Origin of the sequence: Halomonas cerina, from assembly GCF_014192215.1 — a bacterium.
GTDB classification, from domain to species: domain Bacteria; phylum Pseudomonadota; class Gammaproteobacteria; order Pseudomonadales; family Halomonadaceae; genus Halomonas; species Halomonas cerina.
This window is the reverse complement of the sequence record NZ_JACHXP010000001.1, coordinates 427870-453019: the sequence shown is the minus strand read 5'-3', so window position 1 is coordinate 453019 and position 25150 is coordinate 427870. Positions and strand designations below refer to the sequence as shown.

The following is a 25150-nucleotide window of genomic DNA, read 5'->3' as shown; positions in this document are numbered from 1 at the left end:
CGAGACGGGGTTTCTCCCCTTGTGACAGCCTGTATATTGGTCACCTCGAATGTGTTGCGAGCGGACCTGTCGATGCACAAACGTCTGATCCCTCTGGCGATCCTGGTGCTGGGCGTGGCGGCCTTCCTGGTGCTGCGCGTTACGGCACCGGAGCCGGCCACCGTGGTCCCGCAGGAGCGCCGCTGGCGAGTCGAGACCCTGCCGGTGTCGCTTGCCGACCATGTCCCGCTGCTGCCGCTCTATGGCGAGGTCACCGCCCCTGGGAGGATCACCGTGACCGCACCGCTCGCCGCCCGGGTCGCGGCGCGGCCGGTGCGTGATGGCCAGCGGGTCGAGGCAGGCGAGCTGCTGGTGGCCCTGGACGAGGCCGACGTGCAACCACCGCTGGCACAGGCCCGGGCCGAGGTGGCCGATCTCGAAGCCCAGGTCGAGGCCGAGAACGTCGAGCATCGCAGCGATCTCGAGGCGCTGGGCCGGGAGCAGGAGCTGCTCGACAATGCCCGCCGCCAGTGGGAGCGCACCCGCTCTCTGGTGGAGCGCAACCTGGTCTCTCGGGCAGACCTGGATGCGGCGCGCAACGAGCTGGCCCGGGCCCGGGTCACCGTGGCCACTCGCGAGGGCCAAATCGCCGGCCATCCTGCCCGGTTGAAGAGCCTTGAGGCCCGCCTTGCCCGGGCCCGGGCAGCGCTCTCGGCCGCCCGGCGCGATGCCGAGCGCAGCCGAGTGGTCGCGCCCTTCGACGGTGTGGTCAGCGGGGTCCGGGTGGCCAAAGGCGATCAGGTAGCTGCTCGCGCCGAGCTGCTCGACATCTATCCGAGCGACGGCCTGGAGCTGCGTGCCCGCCTGCCCCAGCGCTACCAGCCGGAGCTCCTGGCCGCCCTGGAGGCGGAAGAGCGACTGTTCGCCACCGGCGAGGACGGCAGCCGCTGGATTCTCGAAGGACTGGCCGGCGAGAGCGATCCGGCCGGCACCGAGGCGATCTTCCGGCAGCTCGGTGAGCGTGTCGGATTGCGGCCCGGCAGCCTGTTGCCGGTGCGGCTCCAGCGTACGCCGGCCCCCGCCACGCTGGCCGTGCCGCAGAGTGCCCTGTATGGCGACGATGCCCTCTATGTGGTGGATGAGGAGAGCCGCATGCGGCATCTCGCCGTGACCCGCCGCGGCCTGGTCGACGGGCCCGAGGGGCAGCAGTGGGCGCTGGTGGCAGGCAGCGCACTCGAGGAGAGCCAGCGGGTGATCATCACCCATCTGCCCAATGCCATCCAGGGACTTCTGGTCGAGCCGGTCGAGGCGCCGGAGGCCCCATGAGCCGACGCCGGGGGCCCATCGGCTTCTTCGTCCATCACCGGGTGGCGGCCAACCTGGTCATGCTGGTCATGCTGCTGGGTGGGGTGCTGGGGCTGGCGCAGATGAACATCCAGTTCTTCCCGAGCTTCGCCCTGGACGTGATCAGCGTGCGCACCGTCTGGAGCGGGGCTCCGGCGGAGGACGTGGAGCAGGGCATCACCCTCCCGCTGGAACAGCGTCTGCGCAGCCTCGAGGGGCTGAAGCGCATGACTTCCACCTCCGCCCAAGGGGTCTCCAGCATCACCCTAGAATTCCTTGAGGGCCGTGACCCGGTGCTGGCGCTGGATGACGTGCGCCAGCAGGTCGACACCTTCACTCACCTGCCCGCGGATGCCGAGGAGCCCCGGGTGAGCCGGGTCGCGCGCTACGAGCCGGTGGCCCGGCTGCTGCTGCATGGCCCGGTGGCGGAGGAGGCGCTGCGCCACCTGGCGACCCGCCTCGAGGAGAGCCTGCTCCAGGCCGGGATCGACCGGGTGGAGACACAGGGATTGCCCGAGCAGCAGATCAGCATCGAGGTGCCCGTCGAGCGCCTGTATGGCCTGCAGCTGAGCCTCGACGAGATCGCCGACCGGGTGGATGCCATGTCCCGGGACCTGCCAGCCGGCCTGCTGGGGCAGCAGGACAGTACCCGCGAGCTACGCGCCGTCGAGCAGGCGCGCACGCTCCATGCCTTCGGCGAGATCCCCGTGCTGGGTGGCGATCGGGTGAAGCTGCGCCTGGGGGACATCGCCACCCTGCGCCAGGAGCCCCGGGAGGGGCAGGTAACCCTGAGCCGCGGCGGTCGCCCGGCGGTGGAACTGTTACTGCAGCGCGCCGAGAACGGCAACTCCCTGGCGGCGGCCGAGGTACTGGAGGGCTGGCTCGCCGAGACGCGCCCCGCCTTGCCTGCCTCGGTGACGCTCGAGGTCCATGACCAGACCTGGCGGCTAATCGCCGAGCGGATCTGGCTGCTGGTCAGCAATGGCCTGGGCGGCCTCGCACTGGTGCTGCTGCTGCTCTATGGCTTCCTCCCGGCACGGGTGGCGCTGTGGGTCGCGATCGGTATTCCTACCGCCTTCCTGGCCGCCATGGCGGTGTTCTGGGTGGTCGGGGGCTCGATCAACATGATCTCGTTGTTCGCGCTGATCATGGCATTGGGGGTGATCGTCGACGATGCCATCGTGGTCGGTGAGGATGCCGATGCCCACTTTCGTCTGGGGGAGCATCCACGCCATGCCTCGGAGGGTGCCGCCCGACGCATGCTCTGGCCGGTGCTGGCCTCGTCGCTGACCACGGTGGCGGCCTTCATGCCGCTGCTGCTGGTGGGCGGGGTGATCGGCAATATCCTCGGTGACATCCCGGTGGTAATGATCTGCGTGCTGGTGGCCTCCTTGCTGGAATGCTTCGTGGTGCTGCCGGCGCACCTGCGCAATGCCTTCGTGCCCGCCCGGACCGGCGCTCGTCGCCGTCGATTATCCCGCTGGCGGGATGGTTTCGAGCAGGCCTTCGATACCTTCCGCGCGGGGCCCTTCCGACGCTTTTCCGGGCTGACCCTGCGTCACCGGGCGGCCACCCTGGCGTCGGCGATGGCGGTGGTGCTGTTCACCGTCGGTCTGCTGGCCGGCGGGCGGCTGGCCTTCAACTTCTTCCCCACGCCTGAGCCCAACGTGCTCTACGCCAACGCCAACTTCGTGGCCGGCACCGATCGCGGTCGTGTCGACCGGCTGCTGGCAAAGATGGAGACAGCGCTCGCCGAGGCCGAGGCGGCGCTCGGTGGTGATCTGGTTCAGCATGCGGTGACCCGGCATGGGGCGACCCTGGTCAACGGCGAGGTGGCCCATAGCGGCGATAACCTGGGATCGATCATGGTCGAGCTCACCGCCTCGGACGATCGCGACGTGCGCAACGCCGCGTTCATCGCGGCTTGGCGTTCACGAATTGCCCTGCCGGCGGGGCTCGAGAACCTGACCATCAGCGAGCGCAGTGCCGGCCCGCCAGGCGCGGACGTCAATATCCGCCTGACCGGCGAGAGCGCCTTCGCGCTCAAGCGGGCGGCGGAGTCGCTGTCTCACTCTCTGCAGGAGCTGCCGGGCGTCTACAACACCGAAGATGACATGCCCTGGGGGCGCGAGCAGCTCCTCTATCGGGTCAGCCCCTACGGCGAGGCCCTGGGGCTGACGACCCTGGACCTCGGCCGTCAGCTTCGCGCCGCCTTCGACGGGCGCCTGGTACAGGTCTACCAGGATGGGCCGGACGAGATGGAGGTGCGGGTGCTGTTGCCACGTGAGCAGCGCGAGCAGCTCGAAGCCCTCGCCCAGCTGACGGTGCGCACGCCTGAGGGCCGCTTCGTGCCGCTGGAGCAGGTCATGTCACTCGACCATCGCCAGGGCTTCGAGGCGCTACGCCATGCCGACGGACGCCTGGCGGTGGAGGTCACCGCCGAGGTGAACACCGAGGTCAACAGCGTGGAGCGGGTCCTCGAGAGCCTGGAGCGGTCGGTATTGCCGGCGCTGATGCAGGAACATGGTCTGCGTTACAGCTTCGAGGGGCGCTCCGCCGACCAGCGCGAGACCTTCGCCGACATGCGCATGGGCCTGCTGGTCGGGCTGGGCCTGATGTACGTGGTGCTGGCCTGGGTCTTCGCCTCCTGGAGCCTGCCGCTGATCGTCATGGCGATCATCCCGCTTGCCCTGGTCGGGGCGCTGCTGGGGCACTGGCTGCTGGGGCTCGATCTCACCATGCTCTCGCTGTTCGGCCTGTTCGGGCTCTCCGGTATCGTAGTCAACAATGCCATCATCCTGGTGGCCTTCTATCGCCATCAGCGCCAGAAGGGGCTGGGTATCGACGCGGCCCTCCAGGAGGCCGTGGTACAGCGGGTGCGCGCCGTGCTGCTGACCTCGCTGACAACCATCGGCGGGCTCACGCCACTGCTCTTCGAGACCTCGCTGCAGGCGCAGTTTCTGATTCCCATGGCCGTGTCCATCGCCTTCGGCCTGGGTCTCTCGACCCTGTTGGTACTGGCGGTGATCCCGGTGTTGCTCAGCTATCTGGAGCACCTGCGCGTGCGCCTCGGTCGTGGCCACGACGCGCCGGAGACCGAGCCACAGGCGTGAGGTCTTCCGAGCCGTCGGCGGCTTCCTCTACCGGAGCGGGGGTATTCGTCACGCCGACCTCCCTGTCTTCGCCCGGAGCTGTCTTCGCCCAGAACCAGGGCTAGACTTGGGGGTGTCTGTCGCTGGCGTCCGGGAGGATCATCCCATGACCACACCCCTTGCTTGTGTCCGCGAGCTTGCTACACCACTGGAAGAGCGCGACAGGGACCACGATACGCTGCTGGAACAGGTCGGCGACCGGCCCTTCGTGCTGCTCGGCGAGGCCTCTCACGGCACGGCCGAGTTCTACCGGATGCGCGCGGCGATCACTCGGCGGCTGATCGAGGAAAAGGGCTTCGAGGCGGTGCTGGTGGAGGCCGACTGGCCGGATGCTCTACGCCTCGACGGCTTCGTGCGCGGCGGGAGCGATGACACCCTGAGCGAGGCCTTCGATGATTTCCAGCGTTTCCCCGGCTGGATGTGGCGCAACCACGAGGTGCGCGACTTCATCGCTTGGCTTGCCGAACACAATGCCTCCCGGCCGCTGGCGCAACAGGTCGGTTTCTTCGGCCTGGACCTCTACAGCCTGCATCGCTCCGCCGAGGCGGTGATCGACTACCTGGAGAGGGTCGATCCGGACCAGGCTGAGCTAGCGCGTCAGGGCTATGCCTGCCTCGACCACCGCGGCGATCCGTTCCACTATGGGCGCCGCGCCGCCTTCGGACTGAGCCCGTCCTGCGAGCAGGCGGCCATCCGGCTGCTGGTGGCGCTGAGGCAGAAGGCCGATGCCTACCTGCGCGCCGACGGGCACCGTGCCGAGGACGCACAGTTCTTCGCCGAGCAGAATGCCCGGGTGGTGGTGAACGCCGAGGCCTACTACCGGGCCATGTTTGGCTCACGGGTGGATACTTGGAACCTGCGCGATGACCACATGACCGAGACCCTGTCCGAGCTGCACGACTACCTGCGCCGCCAGGGTGGCCTCGGCCGCGTAGTGGTGTGGGCTCACAACTCTCACCTTGGCGACGCCCGTGCCACCGAGATGGGGTGGCGCCAGGCGCAGCACAACGTCGGCCAACTGGCGCGCCGACGCTTCGGGGCCGAGCGGGTGCTGCTGGTGGGCTTCACCACCCACACCGGCCATGTCACGGCGGCAAGCGACTGGGATGGCCCTGCCGAGCACCGCTGGGTACGCCCTGCGCTTGGGGGCAGCGTCGAGCGGCTCTTCCACCACAGCGGGCTCGACCGCTTCTACCTGCCCTTGATGTCGGCACGTGCCGACCCCCTGAGGGCCAGCCTGCTGGAACGTGCCATCGGGGTGATCTATCGGCCAGAGACGGAGCGAGCCAGCCATTACTTCCGCGCCTGCCTGGCCGAGCAGTTCGATGCGGTCTATCACCTGGACGAGACCACGGCCGTCGAGCCGCTGGACCCGGGGCCGAGCTGGCGGCGCGAGGCCATTCCCGATACCTATCCCTTCGGCGTCTGAGGTGTGTTCGGCGTCACAGCTCGCGGCCGAGCACGACCTTGCAGAGATAGGGTTGAAAGGCTGTCAAGGCGTGATGGTCGCCTGAGGCGCCTGGTGTGCCGGCCGCATCGCCGGAAACTCCTCGGCGGTCAGGGTCTCGCGCTCAAGCAGCAGGGCGGCGCCCTCGAGCAGGTCCTGGCGCCGGGCGGCGAGAGTCTCTCGGGCCAGGGCATACGCCTCGTCGACCAACTGGCGAACCGAGAGGTCGATCTCGCGGGCGGTAGCCTCGGAGTAGTCATGGGGCTGGTGGGTACCGTAGATATCGCCCAGGAAGGCCTGGCGATCCTTCTCGTAGACTACCTGGCCGGCCTCGGTGGCCATGCCGAAGCGGGTCGCCATGTCGCGGGCGATCTCGGTGACCTTGGCCAGGTCGTCGGCAGCACCGGTGGAGACCTCCTCGAAGATCAGCTGCTCGGCGGCGCGGCCGCCCATCAGCACGGCCATGCGGTATTTCAGGTCGCTGGCCGTCTGCAGGAAGCGGTCCTCGGTGGGCCGCTGGATGGTATAGCCCAGCGCCCCCACACCACGAGGGATGATCGAGACCTTGTGCACCGGGTCCAGACCCGGCAGGGAGGCGGCCACCAGGGCATGGCCCATCTCGTGGTGGGCCACCACGGCCCGCTCGTGGTCGTTGAGCAGACGGCTCTTCTTCTCCAGGCCCGCGACGATGCGCTCGATGGCGTTGATGAAGTCCTCCATGGCAACCATCTCGCTGTCGCGGCGGGTGGCCAGCAGCGCCGCCTCATTGACCAGGTTGGCCAGGTCGGCTCCGGTGAAGCCCGGCGTCAGCGAGGCGACATGGTCCAGGTCCACGTCAGGGGCCAGCGAGCGGATCTTGTCGATATGCACCCGAAGTATCTGCAATCGACCCTTGCGCTCGGGACGGTCGACCAGCACCTGGCGGTCGAAGCGACCGGCGCGCAGCAGGGCAGGGTCGAGGATCTCTGGTCGATTGGTGGCGGCCAGCAGCACGATACCCGTGGACGGGTCGAAGCCGTCGAGCTCGGAGAGCAGCTGATTCAGCGTCTGCTCCTTCTCGTCCTGGCCGCTCATGCCGCCCGGGCCGCGGGCGCGGCCCAGGGCGTCCAGCTCGTCGATGAAGATGATGCATGGCTTGGCCTTGGCCGCCTGCTCGAAGAGGTCGCGGACCCGCGCGGCGCCGACCCCGACGAACATCTCGACGAACTCAGAGCCGGAGATGGAGAAGAAGGGGACGCCAGCCTCTCCTGCCACGGCCCGAGCCAGCAGTGTCTTGCCGGTGCCGGGCGGGCCGACCAGCAAAATACCCTTGGGAACATGGGCACCGAGCCGGCCGTAGCGCTCGGGGTCGCGCAGGAAGGCCACGACTTCCTGAAGTTCGTTCTTGGCCTCGTCGACCCCAGCGACGTCCTCGAAGGAGACCTTGATGGAGGTCTCCATATAGACCTTCGCCTTGGACTTGCCGATCGACATCATGCCGCCGACGCCGCCCCCTCCAGTGATGCGGCGGATCAGCCAGTACCAGATCACGAACAGGAACACCAGCGGCACGAACCAGGACATCAGGATGGTCAGGAAGGGGCTCTCGACGCGGCCATTGAAGGTGACATCATATTGCGCCAGTCGGTCGGCCAGGTCGGGGTCGACCCGGTTGGTAGTGAAGGCGGTACGTCCATCGGGCTGCGGGGTCTTGAAGGTGCCGGTGAGGCGGTCGTCGCCGACCTGTACCTCGGCGATCCGCCCCTCCTCCAGCAGCCGGGTGAAGTCGGAGTAAGGGATGGGCTCGGTGGTCTGCCAGTTGCGGTAGACACTCTGGAAGGTCAGGAAGACCATCACGGCGATCAACACATAGATCACGTTGAAGCGGCGATTGGGTTCCATGCGATTTCTCGTCCCATAGTCTGGCCGGCGTGCTCCCCCGCGTGACGGCGCGGCCGGATGCCGTGTGATGGTCTTCAGTGTAGCGACCCTTGAAATCGGTCACACTTCCCCGCACCTGTCACCCTGTTCCCCGGTGCACGTCGCCGACCCGGATTTCGCCCGGCACGGGACGGGTTCCGGCCGACCGCTTTGTTCAATCGAGAGGAGCCGAGCATGGCAGCCAACGCACGCACCGTACTGATCACCGGCGCCAATCGGGGCATCGGCCTGGCGCTGGCGCGCCATTACCACCAGGCCGGCTGGCGGGTGTTCGGCGTCTGCCGCACTGCCTCCTATGAGCTTGCCGAGGTAGCAGAGCGGGTCATCGATGGCATCGACGTGACCCGCGAGGCGGATGCCGCCCGGTTGGCCGAGGCCCTCGAGGGCCAGTCGCTGGACCTGCTGATCAACAATGCCGGCATGCTGCATGACGAGTCCCTGGGTGCGCTGGACTTCGACGCCATACGGGCGCAAATGGAGATCAATGCCTATGCCCCGCTGCGGATCGTCGAGGCGTTGCTGCCGTGGCTGGGCGAGGGGGCAAAGATCGCCAACATCACCAGCCGCATGGGCTCGATCGCCGACAACGACTCCGGCGGCCGCTATGGTTATCGGGCCTCCAAGGCAGCGCTGAACGCCTTCGGCAAGTCGCTGGCGGTGGACCTGGCGCCCCGCGGCATCGCCGTGGCCCAGTTGCATCCGGGCTATGTGAAGACGCGCATGGTCAACTTCGGCGGCCTGATCACGCCCGAGGCGGCCGCCACCGGCATCGCCGCGCGCATCGAGGCGCTGACGCTCGAGACCAGCGGAGGCTTCTGGCACAGCAACGGCGAACCGCTGCCTTGGTGATCACCGCCTGAGGGTCGACCGCGGTGAAAACTGCCCCGGCCAAGGATACCGTCTGCCAGGCACCCGGTTAGCGTCGAACGCTCAGAGGTTGGAATCCGGGAAGGATGCCTTGCGCGTTTCCATGTAGGTCACCAAGGCCTCGTCGATGGCCGGATCGAGGACAGGTGCCTGGTACTCGGCCAGCAGTGTCTTCCAGCGGGCATTGGCACGCTGGGCCATGTCGAGCCGGCCATCGGCGTCCCACTGCTCGAAACTGTTGTTGTCGGTGAGGGGCGAAAGGTAGAAGGCCGTCCTGAAGTTGGCCTGAGTATGGGCGCAGCCCAGGAAATGCTTGCCGGGCCCGACCTCGCGAATGGCGTCCAGGGCCTGGCCGTTCTCCGACAGGTCGACGCCCTTGAGCAGCGTCTGCATCATGGCGGCCTGATCGGTATCCATGACGAACTTCTCGTAGCCCATGGCCAGCCCCCCCTCCAGCCAACCTGCCGCGTGCAGGGCAAAGTTGACGCCGCCGAGGGTGGTGGGCAACAGCGTGTTGGCGCTCTCGCTGGCGGCCTGGGCATCGGGCAGCTTGGCCGCCGTCAGCGAGCCGCCGGAACGGAAGGGCACGCCCAGTCGCCGTGCCAGCTGGGCCATCACGTAGAGCACCAGTGCCGGCTCGGGGGTCCCGAAGGTGGGGGCGCCGGATTGCATCGACATGGAACTGGCAAAGCTGCCCAGTACCACCGGTGCGCCTGGGTTGACCAACTGCACGAAGGCCAGGCCGGCCATGGCCTCGGCCAGGGTCTGGGCGGCAGTGCCGGCCACGGTCACCGGGGACATGGCCCCGGCGAGGATGAAGGGGGTGATGATGCAGGCCTGGTGATGGCGCGCATAGACCTTGGCGGCCCCCAGCATGGTGGCATCGAAGGTCATCGGCGAATTGGCATTGATCAGGCTGATCACGCAGGTCCGCGGTTGGCCCGTGTCCGGGTCGAGCCAGCGGTCGCCGAACAGGATCCGGGCCATGTCCACGGTGTCCTGGGCCCGTTCTGGATGGGTCACCGAGCCCATGAAGCACTTGTCGGAGTACGTCATGTGGGCATAGAGCATGTCGAAGTGACGCTTGTTGACCGGCAGGTCGACCGGTTCGCAGATGGTGCCGCCGGAATGGTGCAGGCTGGGCGACTGGTAGGCCAGCTTGACGAAATTGTGGAAGTCGTCGAGGGTGCCGTAGCGCCGCCCCCGGTCGAGGTCATACACGAAGGGGCAGCCATAGGCAGGCACGAAGGCGGTATGCGGGCCGCCGATCTCGATGCTGCGCGCCGGGTTGCGGGCGTGCTGGGTAAATTGTCGCGGCGCGCTGGCCTGGATCAGCTGGCGGCACAGGCCTCGCGGCATGCGCACGCGTTCGCCCTCGACGTCGGCGCCGGCATCGCGCCAGAGCCGCAGCGCCTCGGGATCATCGCGAAAGTCGATGCCGATGTCCTCAAGAATGGTGTCGGCATTGTGCTCGATGAGCGATAGCCCCTCTTCATTCAGCACTTCATAGCAGGGAATCTGACGCGTGGCGTAGGGCGGCACGGGGACCTGGGCACCACCTTGTCCGGCACGGCGCGCGCCGGAGGTCCGAGTACGACGGCGAGTAGGGGAGGATGTCATGGCAAGGCACTCCAGGCGTTGTGGTGCATAGTGGAAGGCGCTAACGGAACACGATGGTCTTGTTACCATTGGCGAAGACCCGGTATTCGAGGTGAAAGCGCACGGCGCGGGAGAGCGCCATGTTTTCCGCATCGCGACCCACGGCGGCCAGCTGACAGGGGCTGTAGGTGTGGTCGACGCGCTCGACGGTCTGCTCGATGATCGGCCCTTCATCGAGGTCGGTGGTGACATAATGGGCGGTGGCGCCGATCAGCTTGACACCACGCTCGAAGGCTTGGTGATAGGGCTTGGCTCCCTTGAAGCCCGGCAGGAAGGAATGGTGGATATTGATGGCCCGCCCCGCCAGGTGCTCGCACATCGCCGGCGAGAGAATCTGCATGTACCGCGCCAGTACCACCAACTCGGCGCCGGTTTCCTCGATCAGCTCGAGTATCTGCTGCTCCTGTGCCGCCCTGGTTTCCGGCGTGACGGGCAGGTAATGGAAGGGGATCTGGTGCCAGTCGGCGAGCGGCTGGAGGTCCGGGTGATTGGAGACGATGGCCGGTATCTCCATCTTGATCTCGCCGGTTCGCTGGCGATAGAGAAGGTCATCGAGGCAGTGGTCGAACTTCGACACCATGATCAGCACCTTGGATGGGGTCAGGGTATCGTGCATTTCCCAGTGCATGGCATCACGGGTGGCCACGTCGGCATCGAAAGTGGACTTAAGCTCGTCGAGACTGGGCGTGAGGCCGGGCATCGTCGAGAAGACACAGCGCACATAGAAGTTGCCACTATCGACTTCGTCGAACTGTGACATTTCCATGAGGTAGCAGTGGCGCTCGGCCAGGAAGGTCGTCAGGCGGGAGACGGTGCCGATGGCACCCTGACAGCTTGCCTTCAGCACATAGATATTCTTGCCTTCAGTCATGACGGGCATGCTAACCCTCTGATCATCGTAACGTTGTGATGGTCCGGTCTGTCTGGCGGCTATCCATGTCGGGCGTCGATTCGCGTGTATGCCTTGCAATGTACGCCCGCCGGAGCGTCACGCTTATCCGACGACGACGTCCGGCGTTGCAGGGGCGACCCGGGCCATCGGCACTTTATGGTTCAATAATATTCAGTAAATCAATAAGTTGAAGGTGGGTTTGGGTGGCGCTGGTAGCCTTGAGGAAGGGGTCGTGCATCGGCATGTCGACGTCGCTTGTGCGGATGTATCGATCACCGGTTCCTCCTACGCTGCAGTCGAAACGTCACCACTGGCGGATCCAGTGGTGCAGGCGTCAGGAGCCAGCCGCCATGATCGAACAGTACCATGATGACGATGATTTCGAGCTCAATGAGCTGCCCGACGATGAGCTGGTCGAGCAGATGTACGATGATCTCTACAATGGATTGCGCGACGAGGTGGTAGAAGGAACCGAAATCCTGCTCGGACGCGGTTGGAGCGCCAACCGGGTGCTCGACGATGCCCTGGTAGGGGGCATGGCGATCGTGGGTATCGACTTCCGTGATGGCATCCTGTTCGTACCGGAAGTGTTGATGGCCGCCAATGCCATGAAGGGCGGGATGGAGGTATTGCGCCCTCTACTGGCGCAGTCCGATTCCGAGACGATCGGCAAGATTGTGATCGGTACCGTCAAGGGTGATATTCATGATATCGGTAAGAACCTGGTAGCGATGATGATGGAGGGGGCGGGGTTCGAGGTGATCGATATCGGTATCAATATTCCGGTCGAGTCCTACCTCGCGGCCTTGGAAGAACACAAGCCGGACATCCTCGGCATGTCCGCCCTGCTGACCACCACCATGCCCTACATGAAGGTGGTGATCGACACCCTGGTCGAGAAGGGCATACGCGACGATGTCATCGTCATGGTCGGTGGAGCACCGCTGAACGAGGAATTCGGCAAGGCCATCGGGGCCGATGCCTACTGCCGTGATGCCGGGGTGGCCGTGGACATGGCCAAGGCATTGATTGCCCAACGGCGCGCCGCCTGAGCCTGGGATACGCCGTCATGTCGCCCACCCTGATCATCGCCTGCGGTGCCCTGGCGCGGGAGATCCAGGCGCTGCTTGAGGCCAATGATTGGAAGGCGGTACGCGTCAGTTGCCTGCCGGCAGACCTGCACAACCGACCCGAGCGAATTCCCGCTGCCGTGCGCGCCAGGCTTGAAGCGGCGGGGCAGGCCGGGCAGCGGGTGTTTGTGGCGTATGCCGACTGTGGCACCGGCGGTGAGTTGGACCGGGTGCTGGCCGAGTACGGAGCCGAACGGCTGCCGGGAGCGCATTGCTACGACGTTTTCGCCGGCGAGCGGGTCATGGCGGCACTGGCGGAGCAGGAGCCGGGTACCTTCTATCTCACTGACTTTCTGGTACACCATTTCGATCGCTTGATCCTGCGCGAGCTGGGTATCGAGCGTCATCCCGAGCTGGCCGGGCTCTACTTTGGCCACTATCGGCGTGTGGTGTATCTCGCTCAACGCGATGAGCCGGCGCTGCACGCCGCTGCCGAGCATGCCGCCAAGCGCCTGGGATTGGCCTTCGAGTATCGCCACACCGGCTATGGTGACCTCGAGACCTCGCTGGTGCGCTTCGTCGGCGCCTCATCACCTGCCACTACCGGTTCCGGAGGTTGAGGAGAGATCCATGGCCAGACTCAGCGTTGTCTCATGGCGTGACATTCCCGCCCAGGTGATCGTCAAGCAGGGGCGCAGGACTGCGAAGGTCCCGCTCTCGGGTCGCTTCCAGTGCGCCATCGATCGGGCCGCCATGCGCGCCGGCAAGGGCGGCTCCGACGCCTATCTGGCCGACTGGAAACGCAGTGAGTCCCGCGACTGCAGTGATGACCTGAAGCACGAAGCCCAAGCCGAGGCCGCGCGACTCGAGCAGTGCTACGGCGACGAGGAACTCAGGCAACTGGTGCGGCAAAAAGGGCTGGCGGTGTCTGGCAATGATTAGGCGCTGTCCGCACCATCGGCAAGCGAGGAGAGCATGCCATGTATAGGGTTCGTCGCTGGGTAGTGCGCCATTCCCGACTCCTCGAGGTGATCTACCAGGGCTTCGAGCCGCTGCTGATCAAGCTGCATCCGCTATGGAAGCGTCTGGGCTACGAGCGTATCGAAACGCCGGTCCGCCAGGTGGAGAAGGCCGTCAAGGGCTTGCTCTTCGACTGCCAGATGTGCGGCCAGTGTGTGCTCAGCTCAACCGGCATGGCCTGTCCTATGAACTGCCCGAAGAACCTGCGCAATGGTCCCTGTGGAGGGGTGCGCGCCAACGGCCATTGTGAGGTCAGGCCGGAGATGAAATGCGTCTGGGTCGAGGCCTGGGAGGGCAGCCGCAGAATGCAGCAGGGCGAGCGGATCCATGTGGTCCAGGCGCCAGTGGATTTCCGGCTCAAGGACAGTTCCTCCTGGCTGCGTGCGGTGCGCGAGCTGACCCATGACGCCGCCCCCGCCAGCAGGCCCTCTCGATCTGATGGAGCCGTCAATGAAGTTCGATGATGAGCCGATACCGAGCGACTCGCTGCCCATTCTGCCATCAATCCGATACGTCACCACCGAGGAAGTGTCATGACCGATACCGTCATCAGTTCGCACCGCAAGGAAGTCGTGATCGGCTTCGAGCGCCCCTTCGTGGTCATCGGCGAGCGCATCAACCCCACTGGGCGCAAGCAACTCGCCGCGGAAATGGCCGCCGGCGACTTCTCTCGGGTGGTGCAGGACGTGGAGGCCCAACTCGCCAATGGCGCGCATATGCTCGATATCAACGCCGGCATTCCGCTGGCGGACGAGCCGGCCATCCTGGCCGAGACCATCAAGCTGGTGCAGTCGCTGACCGATGTGCCGCTATGCATCGACTCCTCGGTGATCAAGGCGCTGGAGGCGGGGCTGGCGGTGTACCAGGGCAAGGCGCTGGTCAACTCCGTGACCGGCGAGGACGAGAGCCTCGAGGCGGTACTGCCACTGGTCAAGAAGCACGGCGCGGCGGTGGTGGCGATCAGCAACGACGAGACCGGCATCTCCCAGGATCCGGACGTGCGCTTCGCCATCGCCAAAAAGATCGTCGAGCGGGCCGCCGATCATGGCATTCCTGCCTGTGACGTGGTGGTCGATCCGCTGGTGATGCCGATCGGCGCGGTGGGCAGCGCCGGGCGCCAGGTCTTCGCGCTCTGCCACCGTCTGCAGAAGGAGCTCAAGGTCAACACCACCTGCGGGGCGTCCAACGTCAGCTTCGGCCTGCCCAACCGCAACGGCATCAATGCCGCCTTCATGAGCATGGCGATCGCCTCCGGGCTGACCTCGGCGATCACCAACCCGCTGCACCGCGAGATCATGACCGCCATTCTCGGCGCCGACGTGATGATGGGCCATGACCCGGACTGCATGCGCTGGATCCGGACGTTCCGCGAGCCACCGGCGGCGGGCGCCGACGGCAGGGAGGGGCGCGGTCGTCGCCAGACTCGCCGCCGGCGTGTCACGACCTGAGGTGGCGACGCGCCTCGGTCGAGGCGCTTGGGTCTGACGAACGATCCGCCCGATGGAGATCACCATGTCCGACGCTGATGATGCACTCGTGGTCTTTACCCCCTCGGGCCGGCGCGGGCGCGTCCCATTGGGTACGCCGGTACTGGAAGCCGCCCGGGCCCTGGGGGTGGACATCGACTCGGTATGCGGGGGACGGGGACTGTGCGGCCGCTGCCAGGTGGATCTCTGCGAGGGCAGCTTCCCCAAGCATGGTGTCGAGTCGCGTGCCGCCCACCTTTCCGCCAAGTGTGACACCGAGCGAACCTGGGAGAGGCGTCGCGGAGCGCTGTGCGAGGGGCGCCGGCTGAGCTGCTCCGCCCGGGTGCTGGGCGATGCCCTGATCGACGTGCCGCCCGCCAGTCAGGTCCATCGCCAGGTCGTGCGCAAGCGGGCCGAAGTGCGGGATATCGAGCTCGATCCCAGCGTGCGACTGTATTTCGTCCAGGTGCGGGAGCCGGACCTGCAGGTGCCGGCGTCCGACCTGCGCCGCCTCAAGGAGGCCCTGGCCTGCGAATGGCACTTCGGTTCGCTGGAGCACGACATCCGCGTGGTCCAGCAGCTCCAGGAGGCGCTGCGCCGGGGCCACTGGGGCGTCACCGTGGCCATCTACGACAACACGCGGATCATCGCCGTGTGGCCCGGCTTCCAGGCACAGGTCTACGGCATGGCGGTGGACGTAGGTTCCACCACCCTCGCGGCCCACCTCTGCAACCTGCAGACCGGTGAGGTGGTGGCCACGGCGGGGCGCATGAACCCGCAGATTCGCTACGGCGAGGACCTGATGAGCCGCATTTCCTTCATCATGATGAACCCCGGTGGCGAGCAGGCGATGACCCGCTCGGTGCGTGAGGCTCTCAACGAGCTGACCGTAGAGCTGGCCAGCGAGGCGGGGGTGCCTGTCGAGGCGATCCTCGAAGCGACCTTTGTCGGCAACCCGATCATGCACAGCCTGATGTTCGGCATCAATCCGGTGGAACTGGGCGGAGCGCCCTTCGCGCTGGCCACCGATGAGGCCATCGACGGGCTCTGGGCCACCGAGATGGACCTGGTGATCCACCCCAATGCCCGGGTCTACGGTCTGCCGTGCATCGCCGGTCATGTGGGGGCCGACACCGCCGGGGCCATCCTCTCCGAGACCCCCTACTTGGGCGAGGAGTTGATGCTGCTGGTCGATGTCGGCACCAACGCCGAGATCGTGCTCGGCAACCGCCATCGCCTGCTGGCCGCCTCGAGCCCCACGGGGCCCGCCTTCGAGGGGGCGCAGATCAGCTGCGGCCAGCGCGCGGCGCCGGGTGCCATCGAGCGAGTACGCATCGACCCGCTGACCCTTGAGCCGCGTTTCAAGGTGATCGGCTGCGATCTGTGGTCCGATGAGCCGGGCTTCGACACGGCCATCGGCCCGTGTGGTGTCACCGGCGTCTGTGGCTCGGGGATCATCGAGGCGATCGCCGAGCTGTTCCTGGCCGGCGTCATCACCCCGGACGGGGTCGTCAGCGGTGCCCTGGCCGAGCAGACGCCGCGGGTGGTGGCCGACGGACGTACCTTTTCGTATGTGCTGTATCGGGAGGCGGCCCGTACCCTGGCCATCACCCAGAACGATATCCGGGCCATCCAGCTGGCCAAGGCGGCGCTCTATGCCGGCATCCGTCTGCTGATGGAACGGTACGGTACCGACCATGTGGAGCGTATCCGCCTGGCCGGGGCCTTCGGGGCCCATATCGACGTCCAGTACGCGATGATCCTGGGGCTGATCCCCGACTGCGACCTCGACCATGTGACCTCGGCGGGCAATGCTGCCGGCACCGGGGCGCGCATTGCCCTGCTCAGCCGCAAGGCCCGCCGGGACATCGAGGACGTGGTGCGCCGGGTGGAAAAGGTGGAGACCGCCACCGAGCCGCACTTCCAGGCGCACTTCGTCGAGGCCATGGCGATTCCCCACCGGTCCGATCCGTTCCCGAGGCTGCGCGAACGGGTGTCGCTGCCGGTGTCCGACCATGCTGCGTCGCGCCGGGGGACCGGACGGCGGCGTCGACGGCAACGCCAGCCAGGCTGAGGGCGCCGATTCGAGGGGGAGATCGCCCATCACGCGTGCCGATAGCGAACAGGCGCCCTACAACTGCCGTGACCAAAGCCGTAGAATACCGCCAGTACCCCTCACGCACCGCACCGGTTCACCGGTGCCAAGACGACGAACCCGGAATCGATGTCAAACCCTACCCTGGCCCGCGAAGTCGGGCTTCGACGCACTTTCGCGATCATCAGTCACCCCGACGCCGGCAAGACCACCATCACCGAGAAGATGCTGCTGTTTGGCAACGCCATCCAGCTGGCCGGTTCGGTGAAGAGCAAGCGCGATGACCGCCATGCCACCTCCGACTGGATGAAGATGGAGCAGGAGCGGGGCATCTCGGTGACCACCTCGGTGATGCAGTTCCCCTACGGTGGGCGCATCGTCAACCTGCTCGATACCCCGGGCCACGAGGACTTCTCCGAGGACACCTACCGCACCCTGACCGCGGTGGACTCGGCGCTGATGGTGATCGATGGGGCCAAGGGCGTCGAGGCGCGCACCATCAAGCTGATGGAGGTGTGTCGCCTGCGCACCACGCCGATTTTGACCTTCGTCAACAAGATGGACCGGGATATCCGCGATCCGATCGAGGTCATGGATGAGGTAGAAGAGGTCTTGAATATCCAGTGTGCACCGATGACCTGGCCGATCGGCATGGGACGCCACTTCAAGGGGGTCTACCACCTCTACCACGACACCCTTCACCTCTACACCCAGGGACAGGGCAGTCGCATCCCGGATGACCGGCGCATCGAAGGCCTCGATAACCCGGAGGTGGACGCGGTACTCGGCGAGGACCAGGCCGAAGAGCTGCGCATGGAGGTCGAACTGGTGCGCGGTGCCTCGCATGCGTTCGATCTCGAGGCCTATCGGCGTGGCGAGCTGACCCCGGTCTACTTCGGGACCGCCATGGGCAACTTCGGGGTACGCGAGATGCTCGACGGCTTCGTCGAGTATGCGCCGCCGCCCCAGCCTCGCGAGACCGACACCCGCACGGTGGAGGCGGACGACGAGCGCTTCACCGGCTTCGTCTTCAAGATCCAGGCCAACATGGACCCCAACCACCGGGACCGTATCGCCTTCCTGCGGGTCTGCTCGGGCAAGTACGAGAAGAACATGAAGATGCGCCACGTGCGCATCAAGAAGGACGTCAAGATCGCCGACGCCCTGACCTTCATGGCCTCGGACCGCTCCCAGGTGGAAGAAGCCTGGCCCGGCGACATCATCGGCCTGCACAACCACGGTACCATCCAGATCGGTGACACCTTCACCCAGGGCGAGGATATGCGCTTCACCGGCATCCCCCACTTCGCCCCGGAGCTGTTCAAGCGTGTGCGCCTGAAAGACCCGCTGAAGATGAAGGCGCTGCAGAAGGGCCTGCAACAGCTCTCCGAGGAGGGGGCCACCCAGGTGTTCATGCCGCTGGACAACAACGACCTGATCCTCGGCGCCGTGGGCACCCTGCAGTTCGACGTGGTCGCCCATCGCCTCAAGGAGGAGTACAAGGTCGACTGTGTCTACGAGGGCGTGAACGTCAACACCGCGCGCTGGGTCTACTGCGACGATGGCAAGAAGCTCGAGGAGTTCAAGCGCAAGGCCAGCACCAACCTAGCCATCGACGGCGGCGGCTACCTGACCTACATTGCCCCCACGCGGGTCAACCTGCAGATGACCCAGGAGCGCTGGCCGGAGATCCGCTTCCAGCCGACGCGGGAGCACTAACCCGGCTTCGCCGAGAGCCACGAGCGACGAGCCACGGGCGACGAACTACTATAATGTCGCCCGCAGCCCGCAGCCCGCAGCCCGCAGCCCAAAACACATGCTGATCGACGCCCACTGCCATCTGGACTTCCCCGACTTCGCCGCCGACCGCAAGGCGGTGTTCGAGCGGGCCCGGGACGCGGGGGTTCAGCGTTTCGTGGTGCCGGGCACGACACGGGCGCGCTTTGCGGACGTGCTGGCGCTGGGGCGTCGCGACGACGTCGAGGTCTGCCTGGGGCTGCATCCCTACTTCATGGACGCGCACCGGGAGGCGGACCTCGAGGCGTTGGCCCAGCGGCTCGATGACCACCCCGAACTCGTGGCAGTCGGCGAGTGCGGCATCGATGCCCGCTTCGAGGCGACCCTGGATGACCAGTGGCGCCTCTTCGATGCCCAACTGCGCCTGGCCAAGGCGCGTCGCCTTCCCGTCGTGATCCACTGCGTTCAGGCCAACGATAAGGTTGCCAAACGGCTGCGCCAGCTGGACCTGCCCGCCGGCGGGTTGCTCCACGCCTTCGCCGGCTCCCCCGAGCAGGCCCGCAGGTTCCTCGACCTTGGTTTCACCCTAGGGTTGGGCGGGGCGGTGACCTTCGAGCGGGCAAAACGCCTGCGTCGCGCCGTGGCGTCATTGCCCGACGACGGCTACGCGCTGGAGACCGACAGTCCCGACATGCCACTCGCCGGCCACCAGGGCGAGCGCAACGAGCCGGCCCGGGTGGCCGAGGTGTGTCACGTGGTGGCCGAACTGCGCGGGCAGTCCCTCGACGAGGTAGCAGCGAACAGCACCGCCACGGCCAGGCGGCTGTTCAGGCTGGAGGGAAGGTGAGGGCGGCCGAGTTACCGTGATCCGCCCCCGACCTGGCTGCCGAACAGGGCATCAGGTCGCTGGGGTCCCATTCCCTTGGACCGCCAGGGTCTCGGGGTCCAGCCGTTCGATCGGATAGGGCAACTTGAGCAACTTGAGTTTCTGGCCGGCGCAGCGCAGCGGCAGATCGGGGTCCTTGGTACTGATCACCGCCAGCACCTCGGCCTCGCCGTAGGCGTCCAGCGCGGTGCAGAGCACCTCGCCCAGCCGCTTGTCCTGGGCGTCCTCGATAGCGCTGCCGGGCTCCGGCAGCAGGCCACCGTCGAGTTGAGCCCGTACCAGGCGCTTCTTCACCTGGCCGCGGAAGTGGGCCCGGGCGACCACCTCCTGGCCCGTGTAGCAGCCCTTCTTGAAGCTGATGCCGCCGAGGGCCTCCCAGTTGATCATCTGGGGCAGGTAGGTGTCGTGCTGGCGCTCGTCGAGCCAAGCCAGACCGGCCTGGATGTCATGGAGGCGCCAGACGTCGTTGCCGACCGGCGTGGCCTGGGCGGACAGGCGCTCCCAGGCGTCGCCTGCCCGGTCGGCCGGCAGGCAGATCAGCAGGCGAGGGCGGGGCCCCGGATGCGCCAGGAGTTGGATAGCCTCGTTGCCTGACTGGTGCCAGACCGCGGGTGGGGTGATGTCCAGGCGTACCTCGGCCAGGGCCGCCGCTTCCCGCCCCAGCAGCCCGATCAGCGCCAGGTCATCGCGGATGCTCAGCTCGGCCTGGTAGAAGGCGGCGAACTTCTTCAGGTGGGTGGCCAGGGATGGCACCAGGCTGCGATGCATCAGTAGCCGGTAGTGCTCGGGGGCCACACGCCATAGCTGGGCGTTGGCCAGCACGCGTCCCTTGGGGGTACAGAAACAGGTGAGGGGAGCGAAGTCACCGTTGGCCAGCGACACCTGGGCACTGGTCTGGCCCTGCAGGAAGGTCTCGGCCTCCGGTCCCGTCACGTCGAGTACGCCGAGGTGGACCAGCGGCGTCATCACGGTGGCCTCCAGGGCCAGGCGCGCCGGCTCGGGGGTGTCGAAGGTGACCCGGTCCTCGGCCTCCTGCCGGCCGCCGGTGGCGGAGATCCATGCTGTCATGTCCGGGGCTCCTGTGAAGAAGGAAAAAAGGGTAGTGTCATCATGGATGAGGGCAGGAAACGGCCTTTGCAACCCACTGCCGAGCTTTCTTCGCCATGCTAGACTCGGGCCTTCATGCCAACCTCTAGGCCACCCGGACGTGCAGGGAGTCATGCATGGCACACCAGTCGCTGAGCTTCACCGGTGTCGAGAACGCCGACCAAATCAATCGCATCACCACGACCTTGATGATGCTTGACGGCGTCGAGAGTGTCGAGGTCGGTCGCCATGGTGCCGAGGTGGAGGGCCGGGCCCGGCGTGACGCGCTGATCCAGGCCATCGAGGCCTTGAATCTTCCCATCGAGGTCAAGTGACACGACAAGGAGCGGCCTGACATGCAGAAGACCATTGAAGTGACCAGCGTACGCAACCATCTCTATCGCCAGCGGGTCGAACTCGATGGCTTCGAGGACCTCTATGTCGATGTTCCCGAGGCCTATGGTGGCGAAGACACGGCACCGGATCCCCATGACTACTTCGACCTGTCGCTGGGGGCCTGCAAGGCGATCACCGCCATGATGTACGCCCGGCGCAAGGCCTGGCCTCTGGAAGGGGTCAGCGTCACGGTCCATCGCGATGACAGCCAGGAGCGCCATGGCCGCTACCGGCTCGATGTCACGATGTCCTTTCACGGCATCGAGCGCCCCGAGCAGCGCGCGCGACTCGAGGAGATCAGCGACAAGTGCCCGATCCAACGTCTGATCACCACCTCCAGCGTGGCGATTACCACCCGCACGACGGCCTGACACGAGCCGTCTTACCCTGCATACGGATGCCGCGGGCATCCCCGGGAGAGTCGATGAGCAAAGCGTTCCGCCTGCAGTCCAGGTTCCAGCCCGCCGGCGATCAGCCCTCGGCCATCGAGGGGCTCGTGGCTGGCCTCGAGGCGGGCCTGGCCCACCAGACGTTGCTGGGCGTGACCGGCTCCGGCAAGACCTTCACCATGGCCAATGTGGTCCAGCGCCTGCAGCGTCCGACCATCGTCATGGCCCCGAACAAGACCCTGGCGGCCCAGCTGTATGGCGAGTTCAAGGCGTTCTTCCCGGACAACGCCGTGGAGTACTTCGTCTCCTACTACGATTATTATCAGCCCGAGGCCTATGTGCCCTCGTCGGACACCTTCATCGAGAAGGATGCCTCCATCAACGACCATATCGAGCAGATGCGCCTCTCGGCGACCAAGGCGCTGCTCGAGCGACGCGATGCGCTGATCGTGGTCTCGGTGTCGGCGATCTATGGCCTAGGCGATCCCGACCAGTACCTGAAGATGCGCCTGCATTTCACTCGGGGCGAGCTGATCGACCAGCGCGCCTTCCTGCGTCGCCTGGCGGAACTGCAGTACACCCGCAACGACATGGACTTCAAGCGCGGCACCTACCGGGTGCGCGGCGACGTCATCGACATCTTCCCGGCCGATGCCGAAGACGAGGCGGTGCGGGTGGAGCTCTTCGACGACGAGATCGACACCATCAGCCTCTTCGACCCGCTGACCGGCGAGGTGCGAGGCAAGGTGCCGCGCATGACCATCTACCCCAAGTCGCACTACGTGACCCCCCGGGAGACCATCCTGGGCGCCATCGATGCCATCAAGGCGGAGCTGGTCGAGCGGCTGGCCGTCCTGCGCAAGGAAGACCGGCTGGTGGAGGCGCAGCGCCTGGAGCAGCGCTCGCTCTACGACATCGAGATGATGCTGGAGCTGGGCTACTGCAACGGTATCGAGAACTACTCGCGCTATCTCTCCGGGCGCAACCCGGGCGAGCCGCCGCCCACCTTCTTCGACTACCTGCCCAGTGACGCGCTGCTGTTCATCGACGAATCTCACGTCAGCGTCCCCCAGGTGGGGGGCATGTACAAGGGCGACCGCTCCCGCAAGGAGACCCTGGTGGAGTATGGCTTCCGCCTGCCCTCGGCCCTGGATAACCGACCGATGACCTTCCAGGAGTGGGAGGCGATCTGCCCACAGACGATCTTCGTCTCGGCCACCCCCGGGCCCTACGAGGCCGAGCATGCCGGCCAGGTGGTGGAACAGGTGGTGCGGCCCACCGGCCTGCTGGACCCCGAGCTCGAGGTGCGCCCGGCCTCCACCCAGGTCGACGACCTGCTCTCGGAGATCCGCCTGCGCAGCGAGGTGGGGGAGCGCGTGCTGGTCACCACCCTGACCAAGCGCATGGCCGAGGACCTCACCGAATACCTGGATGAGCATGATGTCCGGGTGCGCTACCTGCATTCGGACATCGACACCGTGGAGCGAGTGGAGATCATCCGTGACCTGCGCCTCGGCAAGTTCGATGTGCTGGTGGGGATCAACCTGCTGCGGGAGGGCCTGGATATCCCCGAGGTCTCCCTGGTGGCGATCCTCGATGCCGACAAGGAGGGCTTCCTGCGCAACGAACGTTCGCTGATCCAGACCATCGGCCGCGCCGCACGCAACGCCCACGGCCGGGCGATCCTTTATGGGGACCGGGTCACCGACTCGATGCGCCGCGCCATGGACGAGACCGAACGCCGCCGTACCAAGCAGATCGCCCACAACGCGGCCCATGGCATCACGCCGACCACCGTGAGCCGCTCGGTGGCCGATATCATGGAGGCCGGCGAGGCGCCCGGGAAGAAGGGCAAGGGACGCCGGACCGAGCGCAGCAAGGTGGCCGAAGCCTCGGCGATCTACGACCCCGCCGATCTCTCGCCATCAGAGCTGGCGAAGGAGGTATCGCGGGCCGAGGATGCCATGTTCGAGGCCGCCCAGAACCTCGAGTTCGAGGAGGCCGCGCGGCTGCGCGACCGGCTGCATGAACTGAAGGAGCGCCAGCTGACTCTGGGTGCGGTCTGAGCGATGGGAGTCGCGCCGGCCGGGCCACCCGGCTCAGAAACGTTCGGCGCGGGCCGCCCGCCAGTGCGGCGCGTAGGCCTCGGGGAGGTCGTCGCCGAGTAGTTGGCCCGGCGCCAGCGGCTCGATGCGTTGCTGATAGGAAATCGCCGGGGCGTACTGGCTACGGTGGTAGATCATGTCCGGGGTGAGCTGGTCCGGATGCTCGACACCCAGTGCCCCGGTCAGGTCGCGAAAGGCCTTGAGGGTGCCCTGGTGATACCGGGCGACCCGCCAGGATTTCTCCTCGACATTGACGGCGCGACTGCGCTTGGGGTCCTGGGTGGTGACCCCGGTGGGGCAGTGGTTGGTGTGGCAGCGCCGCGCCTGGATGCAGCCCACCGAGAACATGAAAGGTCGCGCGGCGTTGCACATGTTGGCGCCCAGCGCCATCTTCACCACCATGTCGAAGCCCAACGCGACCTTGCCGCTGGCGATCAGGCGCAGGTCGTCGCGCAACCCGGTGCCGATCAGGCACTGGTGGACGAAGGGCAGTGCCTCGTTGATGTAATTGCCCAGGCGGTCCGAGAATTCCTGCGGGGCGGCGCCGGTGCCGCCCTCGGCGCCATCGATGGTGATGAAGTCCGGGCGGATGCCGGTCTCCAGCATCGCCTTGCAGATGCTCAGGAATTCGCTGCGCTTGCCCAGGCACATCTTCATGCCGACCGGCTTGCCACCCGAGAGCTCACGCAAGCGGGCGATGAACTCCAGCAGCCCGATCGGGGTGTCGAATTCAGGATGGGAAGCGGGGGACCGACAATCCTTGCCCGCCTCGATCTGGCGGGTCTCGGCGATCTCACGGTTGACCTTGGCCGCCGGCAGCAGCCCCCCGTGAGAGGGCTTGGCGCCTTGTGAGAGCTTGAGCTCGATCATCTTGACCTGGTCATCACGGGCCTTGTCGCGAAACGCCCTGGCATCGAAGCGTCCCTCGCGAGTCCGGCAACCGAAGTAGGCGGTACCCAACTCCCAGATCAGGTCGCCACCATGGCGCTGGTGGTAGGGACTGATCGCGCCCTCACCGGTATTGTGGGCGAAGCCACCGCGCTTGGCGCCCAGGTTCATGGCCAGGATGGCGGTGGAGGAGAGCGAGCCGAAGCTCATCGCCGAGATGTTGAGCCGCGAAGCCTGATAGGGATGCTGGCACTGCGGCCCACCGACGGTGAGGCGGGTGACGTCCTCCGGCACGTTCTTGGGGACCAGCGAATGCTCGGCATAGTCGAACCCGGCGGCCTCGAAATCGAGCAGGGTACCGAACGGTGAGGCGTCCGCCTGGCCGTCGGCACGGGCATTGATCAGCGTACGTTGGGCACGGTTGAACGGACGACCGCTCTGCTCGGATTCGAAGAAGTACTGGCGCAGCTCGGGGCGGATGAACTCCAGCATGTAACGCAGATGGCCGATGATCGGATAGTTGTTGAGCACATTGTGTCGCGAGCGCAGGTCGTAGACCCCGAGAAGGGCGAAGGCCAGCCAGACGATGAGCAGGTAGCTGGCGGGTGCCCAGAAGGGAATCCAGACCGCGATCACGGCGAGTACGGCGAACAGAATCGAGAGGAAGTGGCGACGGTACATGGATAGCTCGCTGAGGTCGTGGCCTGGGCACCGCGAGGCGCACCATGACCCATCCCGGTGGAACACCTTTC

General features: G+C 66.3%; 20 protein-coding genes. 15 read left to right on the top strand and 5 right to left on the bottom strand.

Annotated features, from left to right (window positions below; translation table 11 throughout):
• The first annotated feature begins 72 nt into the window (after positions 1-72).
• From FHR94_RS19820 to FHR94_RS02020, 3 genes are all read left to right on the top strand, one after another.
• Complete coding sequence (locus tag FHR94_RS19820) at positions 73-1305, top strand: efflux RND transporter periplasmic adaptor subunit (RefSeq protein ID WP_183323937.1); 1233 nt, start codon at positions 73-75, stop codon at positions 1303-1305.
• Positions 1302-4436 (top strand): efflux RND transporter permease subunit, encoded by a 3135-nt coding sequence (locus FHR94_RS02025; protein ID WP_183323936.1) that lies wholly within the window; start codon positions 1302-1304, stop codon positions 4434-4436. The genes FHR94_RS19820 and FHR94_RS02025 overlap by 4 nt, the downstream gene beginning before the upstream one ends.
• Before the next feature lie 145 nt (positions 4437-4581).
• Positions 4582-5904 carry an erythromycin esterase family protein gene (locus tag FHR94_RS02020; RefSeq protein ID WP_183323935.1) on the top strand — a complete coding sequence of 441 codons (1323 nt, stop codon included), beginning with the start codon at positions 4582-4584 and terminating at the stop codon, positions 5902-5904.
• Positions 5905-5967: 63 nt separating this feature from the next.
• Here FHR94_RS02020 and ftsH read toward each other — a convergent pair whose 3' ends face one another.
• Positions 5968-7803: an ATP-dependent zinc metalloprotease FtsH gene (gene ftsH, locus FHR94_RS02015; RefSeq protein ID WP_183323934.1), complete on the bottom strand. Its 1836-nt coding sequence runs from the start codon at positions 7801-7803 to the stop codon at positions 5968-5970.
• 213 nt (positions 7804-8016) lie between these two features.
• Between ftsH and FHR94_RS02010 the strand changes: the two genes are divergently transcribed.
• On the top strand, positions 8017-8691 hold the full coding sequence (locus FHR94_RS02010) for an SDR family oxidoreductase (protein WP_183323933.1): 675 nt from the start codon (positions 8017-8019) through the stop codon (positions 8689-8691).
• A gap of 81 nt (positions 8692-8772) precedes the next feature.
• Here FHR94_RS02010 and FHR94_RS02005 read toward each other — a convergent pair whose 3' ends face one another.
• Both FHR94_RS02005 and purU read right to left on the bottom strand, forming a co-directional pair.
• The gene (locus FHR94_RS02005) at positions 8773-10329 is read right to left on the bottom strand and encodes a trimethylamine methyltransferase family protein (protein WP_183323932.1); all 1557 of its coding nucleotides are present in this window, start codon (positions 10327-10329) and stop codon (positions 8773-8775) included.
• Positions 10330-10369: 40 nt separating this feature from the next.
• Positions 10370-11248 (bottom strand): formyltetrahydrofolate deformylase, encoded by an 879-nt coding sequence (gene purU, locus FHR94_RS02000; protein WP_343064622.1) that lies wholly within the window; start codon positions 11246-11248, stop codon positions 10370-10372.
• Between the two features lie 362 nt (positions 11249-11610).
• Here purU and FHR94_RS01995 point away from each other — a divergent pair, with 362 nt between their 5' ends.
• The 8 genes from FHR94_RS01995 to FHR94_RS01960 all read left to right on the top strand — a co-directional run bounded on the left by FHR94_RS01995 (position 11611) and on the right by FHR94_RS01960 (position 19495).
• Complete coding sequence (locus tag FHR94_RS01995; protein ID WP_183323931.1) at positions 11611-12312, top strand: corrinoid protein; 702 nt, start codon at positions 11611-11613, stop codon at positions 12310-12312.
• Between the two features lie 17 nt (positions 12313-12329).
• Positions 12330-12950, top strand: coding sequence for a DUF1638 domain-containing protein (locus FHR94_RS01990; RefSeq protein ID WP_183323930.1), 621 nt, complete (start codon positions 12330-12332; stop codon positions 12948-12950).
• 10 nt (positions 12951-12960) lie between these two features.
• On the top strand, positions 12961-13272 hold the full coding sequence (locus FHR94_RS01985) for a virulence factor (RefSeq protein WP_183323929.1): 312 nt from the start codon (positions 12961-12963) through the stop codon (positions 13270-13272).
• A gap of 38 nt (positions 13273-13310) precedes the next feature.
• Positions 13311-13814, top strand: a complete 504-nt coding sequence (locus tag FHR94_RS01980; RefSeq protein ID WP_183323928.1) for a methylenetetrahydrofolate reductase C-terminal domain-containing protein — start codon at positions 13311-13313, stop codon at positions 13812-13814.
• A gap of 69 nt (positions 13815-13883) precedes the next feature.
• Positions 13884-14798: a dihydropteroate synthase gene (locus tag FHR94_RS01975; RefSeq protein ID WP_183323927.1), complete on the top strand. Its 915-nt coding sequence runs from the start codon at positions 13884-13886 to the stop codon at positions 14796-14798.
• Positions 14799-14862: 64 nt separating this feature from the next.
• On the top strand, positions 14863-16890 hold the full coding sequence (locus FHR94_RS01970; RefSeq protein WP_246389778.1) for an ASKHA domain-containing protein: 2028 nt from the start codon (positions 14863-14865) through the stop codon (positions 16888-16890).
• A 150-nt stretch (positions 16891-17040) separates the two neighbouring features.
• Positions 17041-18630: a peptide chain release factor 3 gene (prfC, locus tag FHR94_RS01965; RefSeq protein ID WP_183323925.1), complete on the top strand. Its 1590-nt coding sequence runs from the start codon at positions 17041-17043 to the stop codon at positions 18628-18630.
• Positions 18631-18727: 97 nt separating this feature from the next.
• Positions 18728-19495 (top strand): TatD family hydrolase, encoded by a 768-nt coding sequence (locus tag FHR94_RS01960; protein WP_183323924.1) that lies wholly within the window; start codon positions 18728-18730, stop codon positions 19493-19495.
• 51 nt (positions 19496-19546) lie between these two features.
• Here FHR94_RS01960 and ygfZ read toward each other — a convergent pair whose 3' ends face one another.
• Positions 19547-20602: a CAF17-like 4Fe-4S cluster assembly/insertion protein YgfZ gene (ygfZ, locus tag FHR94_RS01955; protein WP_183323923.1), complete on the bottom strand. Its 1056-nt coding sequence runs from the start codon at positions 20600-20602 to the stop codon at positions 19547-19549.
• Between the two features lie 155 nt (positions 20603-20757).
• Here ygfZ and FHR94_RS01950 point away from each other — a divergent pair, with 155 nt between their 5' ends.
• Genes FHR94_RS01950 through uvrB form a run of 3 tightly spaced genes read left to right on the top strand, consistent with a single transcriptional unit; the run spans position 20758 to position 23471 of the window.
• The gene (locus FHR94_RS01950; RefSeq protein ID WP_183323922.1) at positions 20758-20955 is read left to right on the top strand and encodes a hypothetical protein; all 198 of its coding nucleotides are present in this window, start codon (positions 20758-20760) and stop codon (positions 20953-20955) included.
• Between the two features lie 21 nt (positions 20956-20976).
• Positions 20977-21387, top strand: a complete 411-nt coding sequence (locus FHR94_RS01945; protein WP_183323921.1) for an OsmC family protein — start codon at positions 20977-20979, stop codon at positions 21385-21387.
• A gap of 53 nt (positions 21388-21440) precedes the next feature.
• The gene (gene uvrB / locus FHR94_RS01940) at positions 21441-23471 is read left to right on the top strand and encodes an excinuclease ABC subunit UvrB (RefSeq protein WP_183323920.1); all 2031 of its coding nucleotides are present in this window, start codon (positions 21441-21443) and stop codon (positions 23469-23471) included.
• Positions 23472-23504: 33 nt separating this feature from the next.
• Here the strand turns inward: uvrB and FHR94_RS01935 are convergent, their stop codons facing one another.
• Positions 23505-25079 carry an FMN-binding glutamate synthase family protein gene (locus FHR94_RS01935; protein ID WP_183323919.1) on the bottom strand — a complete coding sequence of 525 codons (1575 nt, stop codon included), beginning with the start codon at positions 25077-25079 and terminating at the stop codon, positions 23505-23507.
• Positions 25080-25150 lie beyond the last annotated feature (71 nt).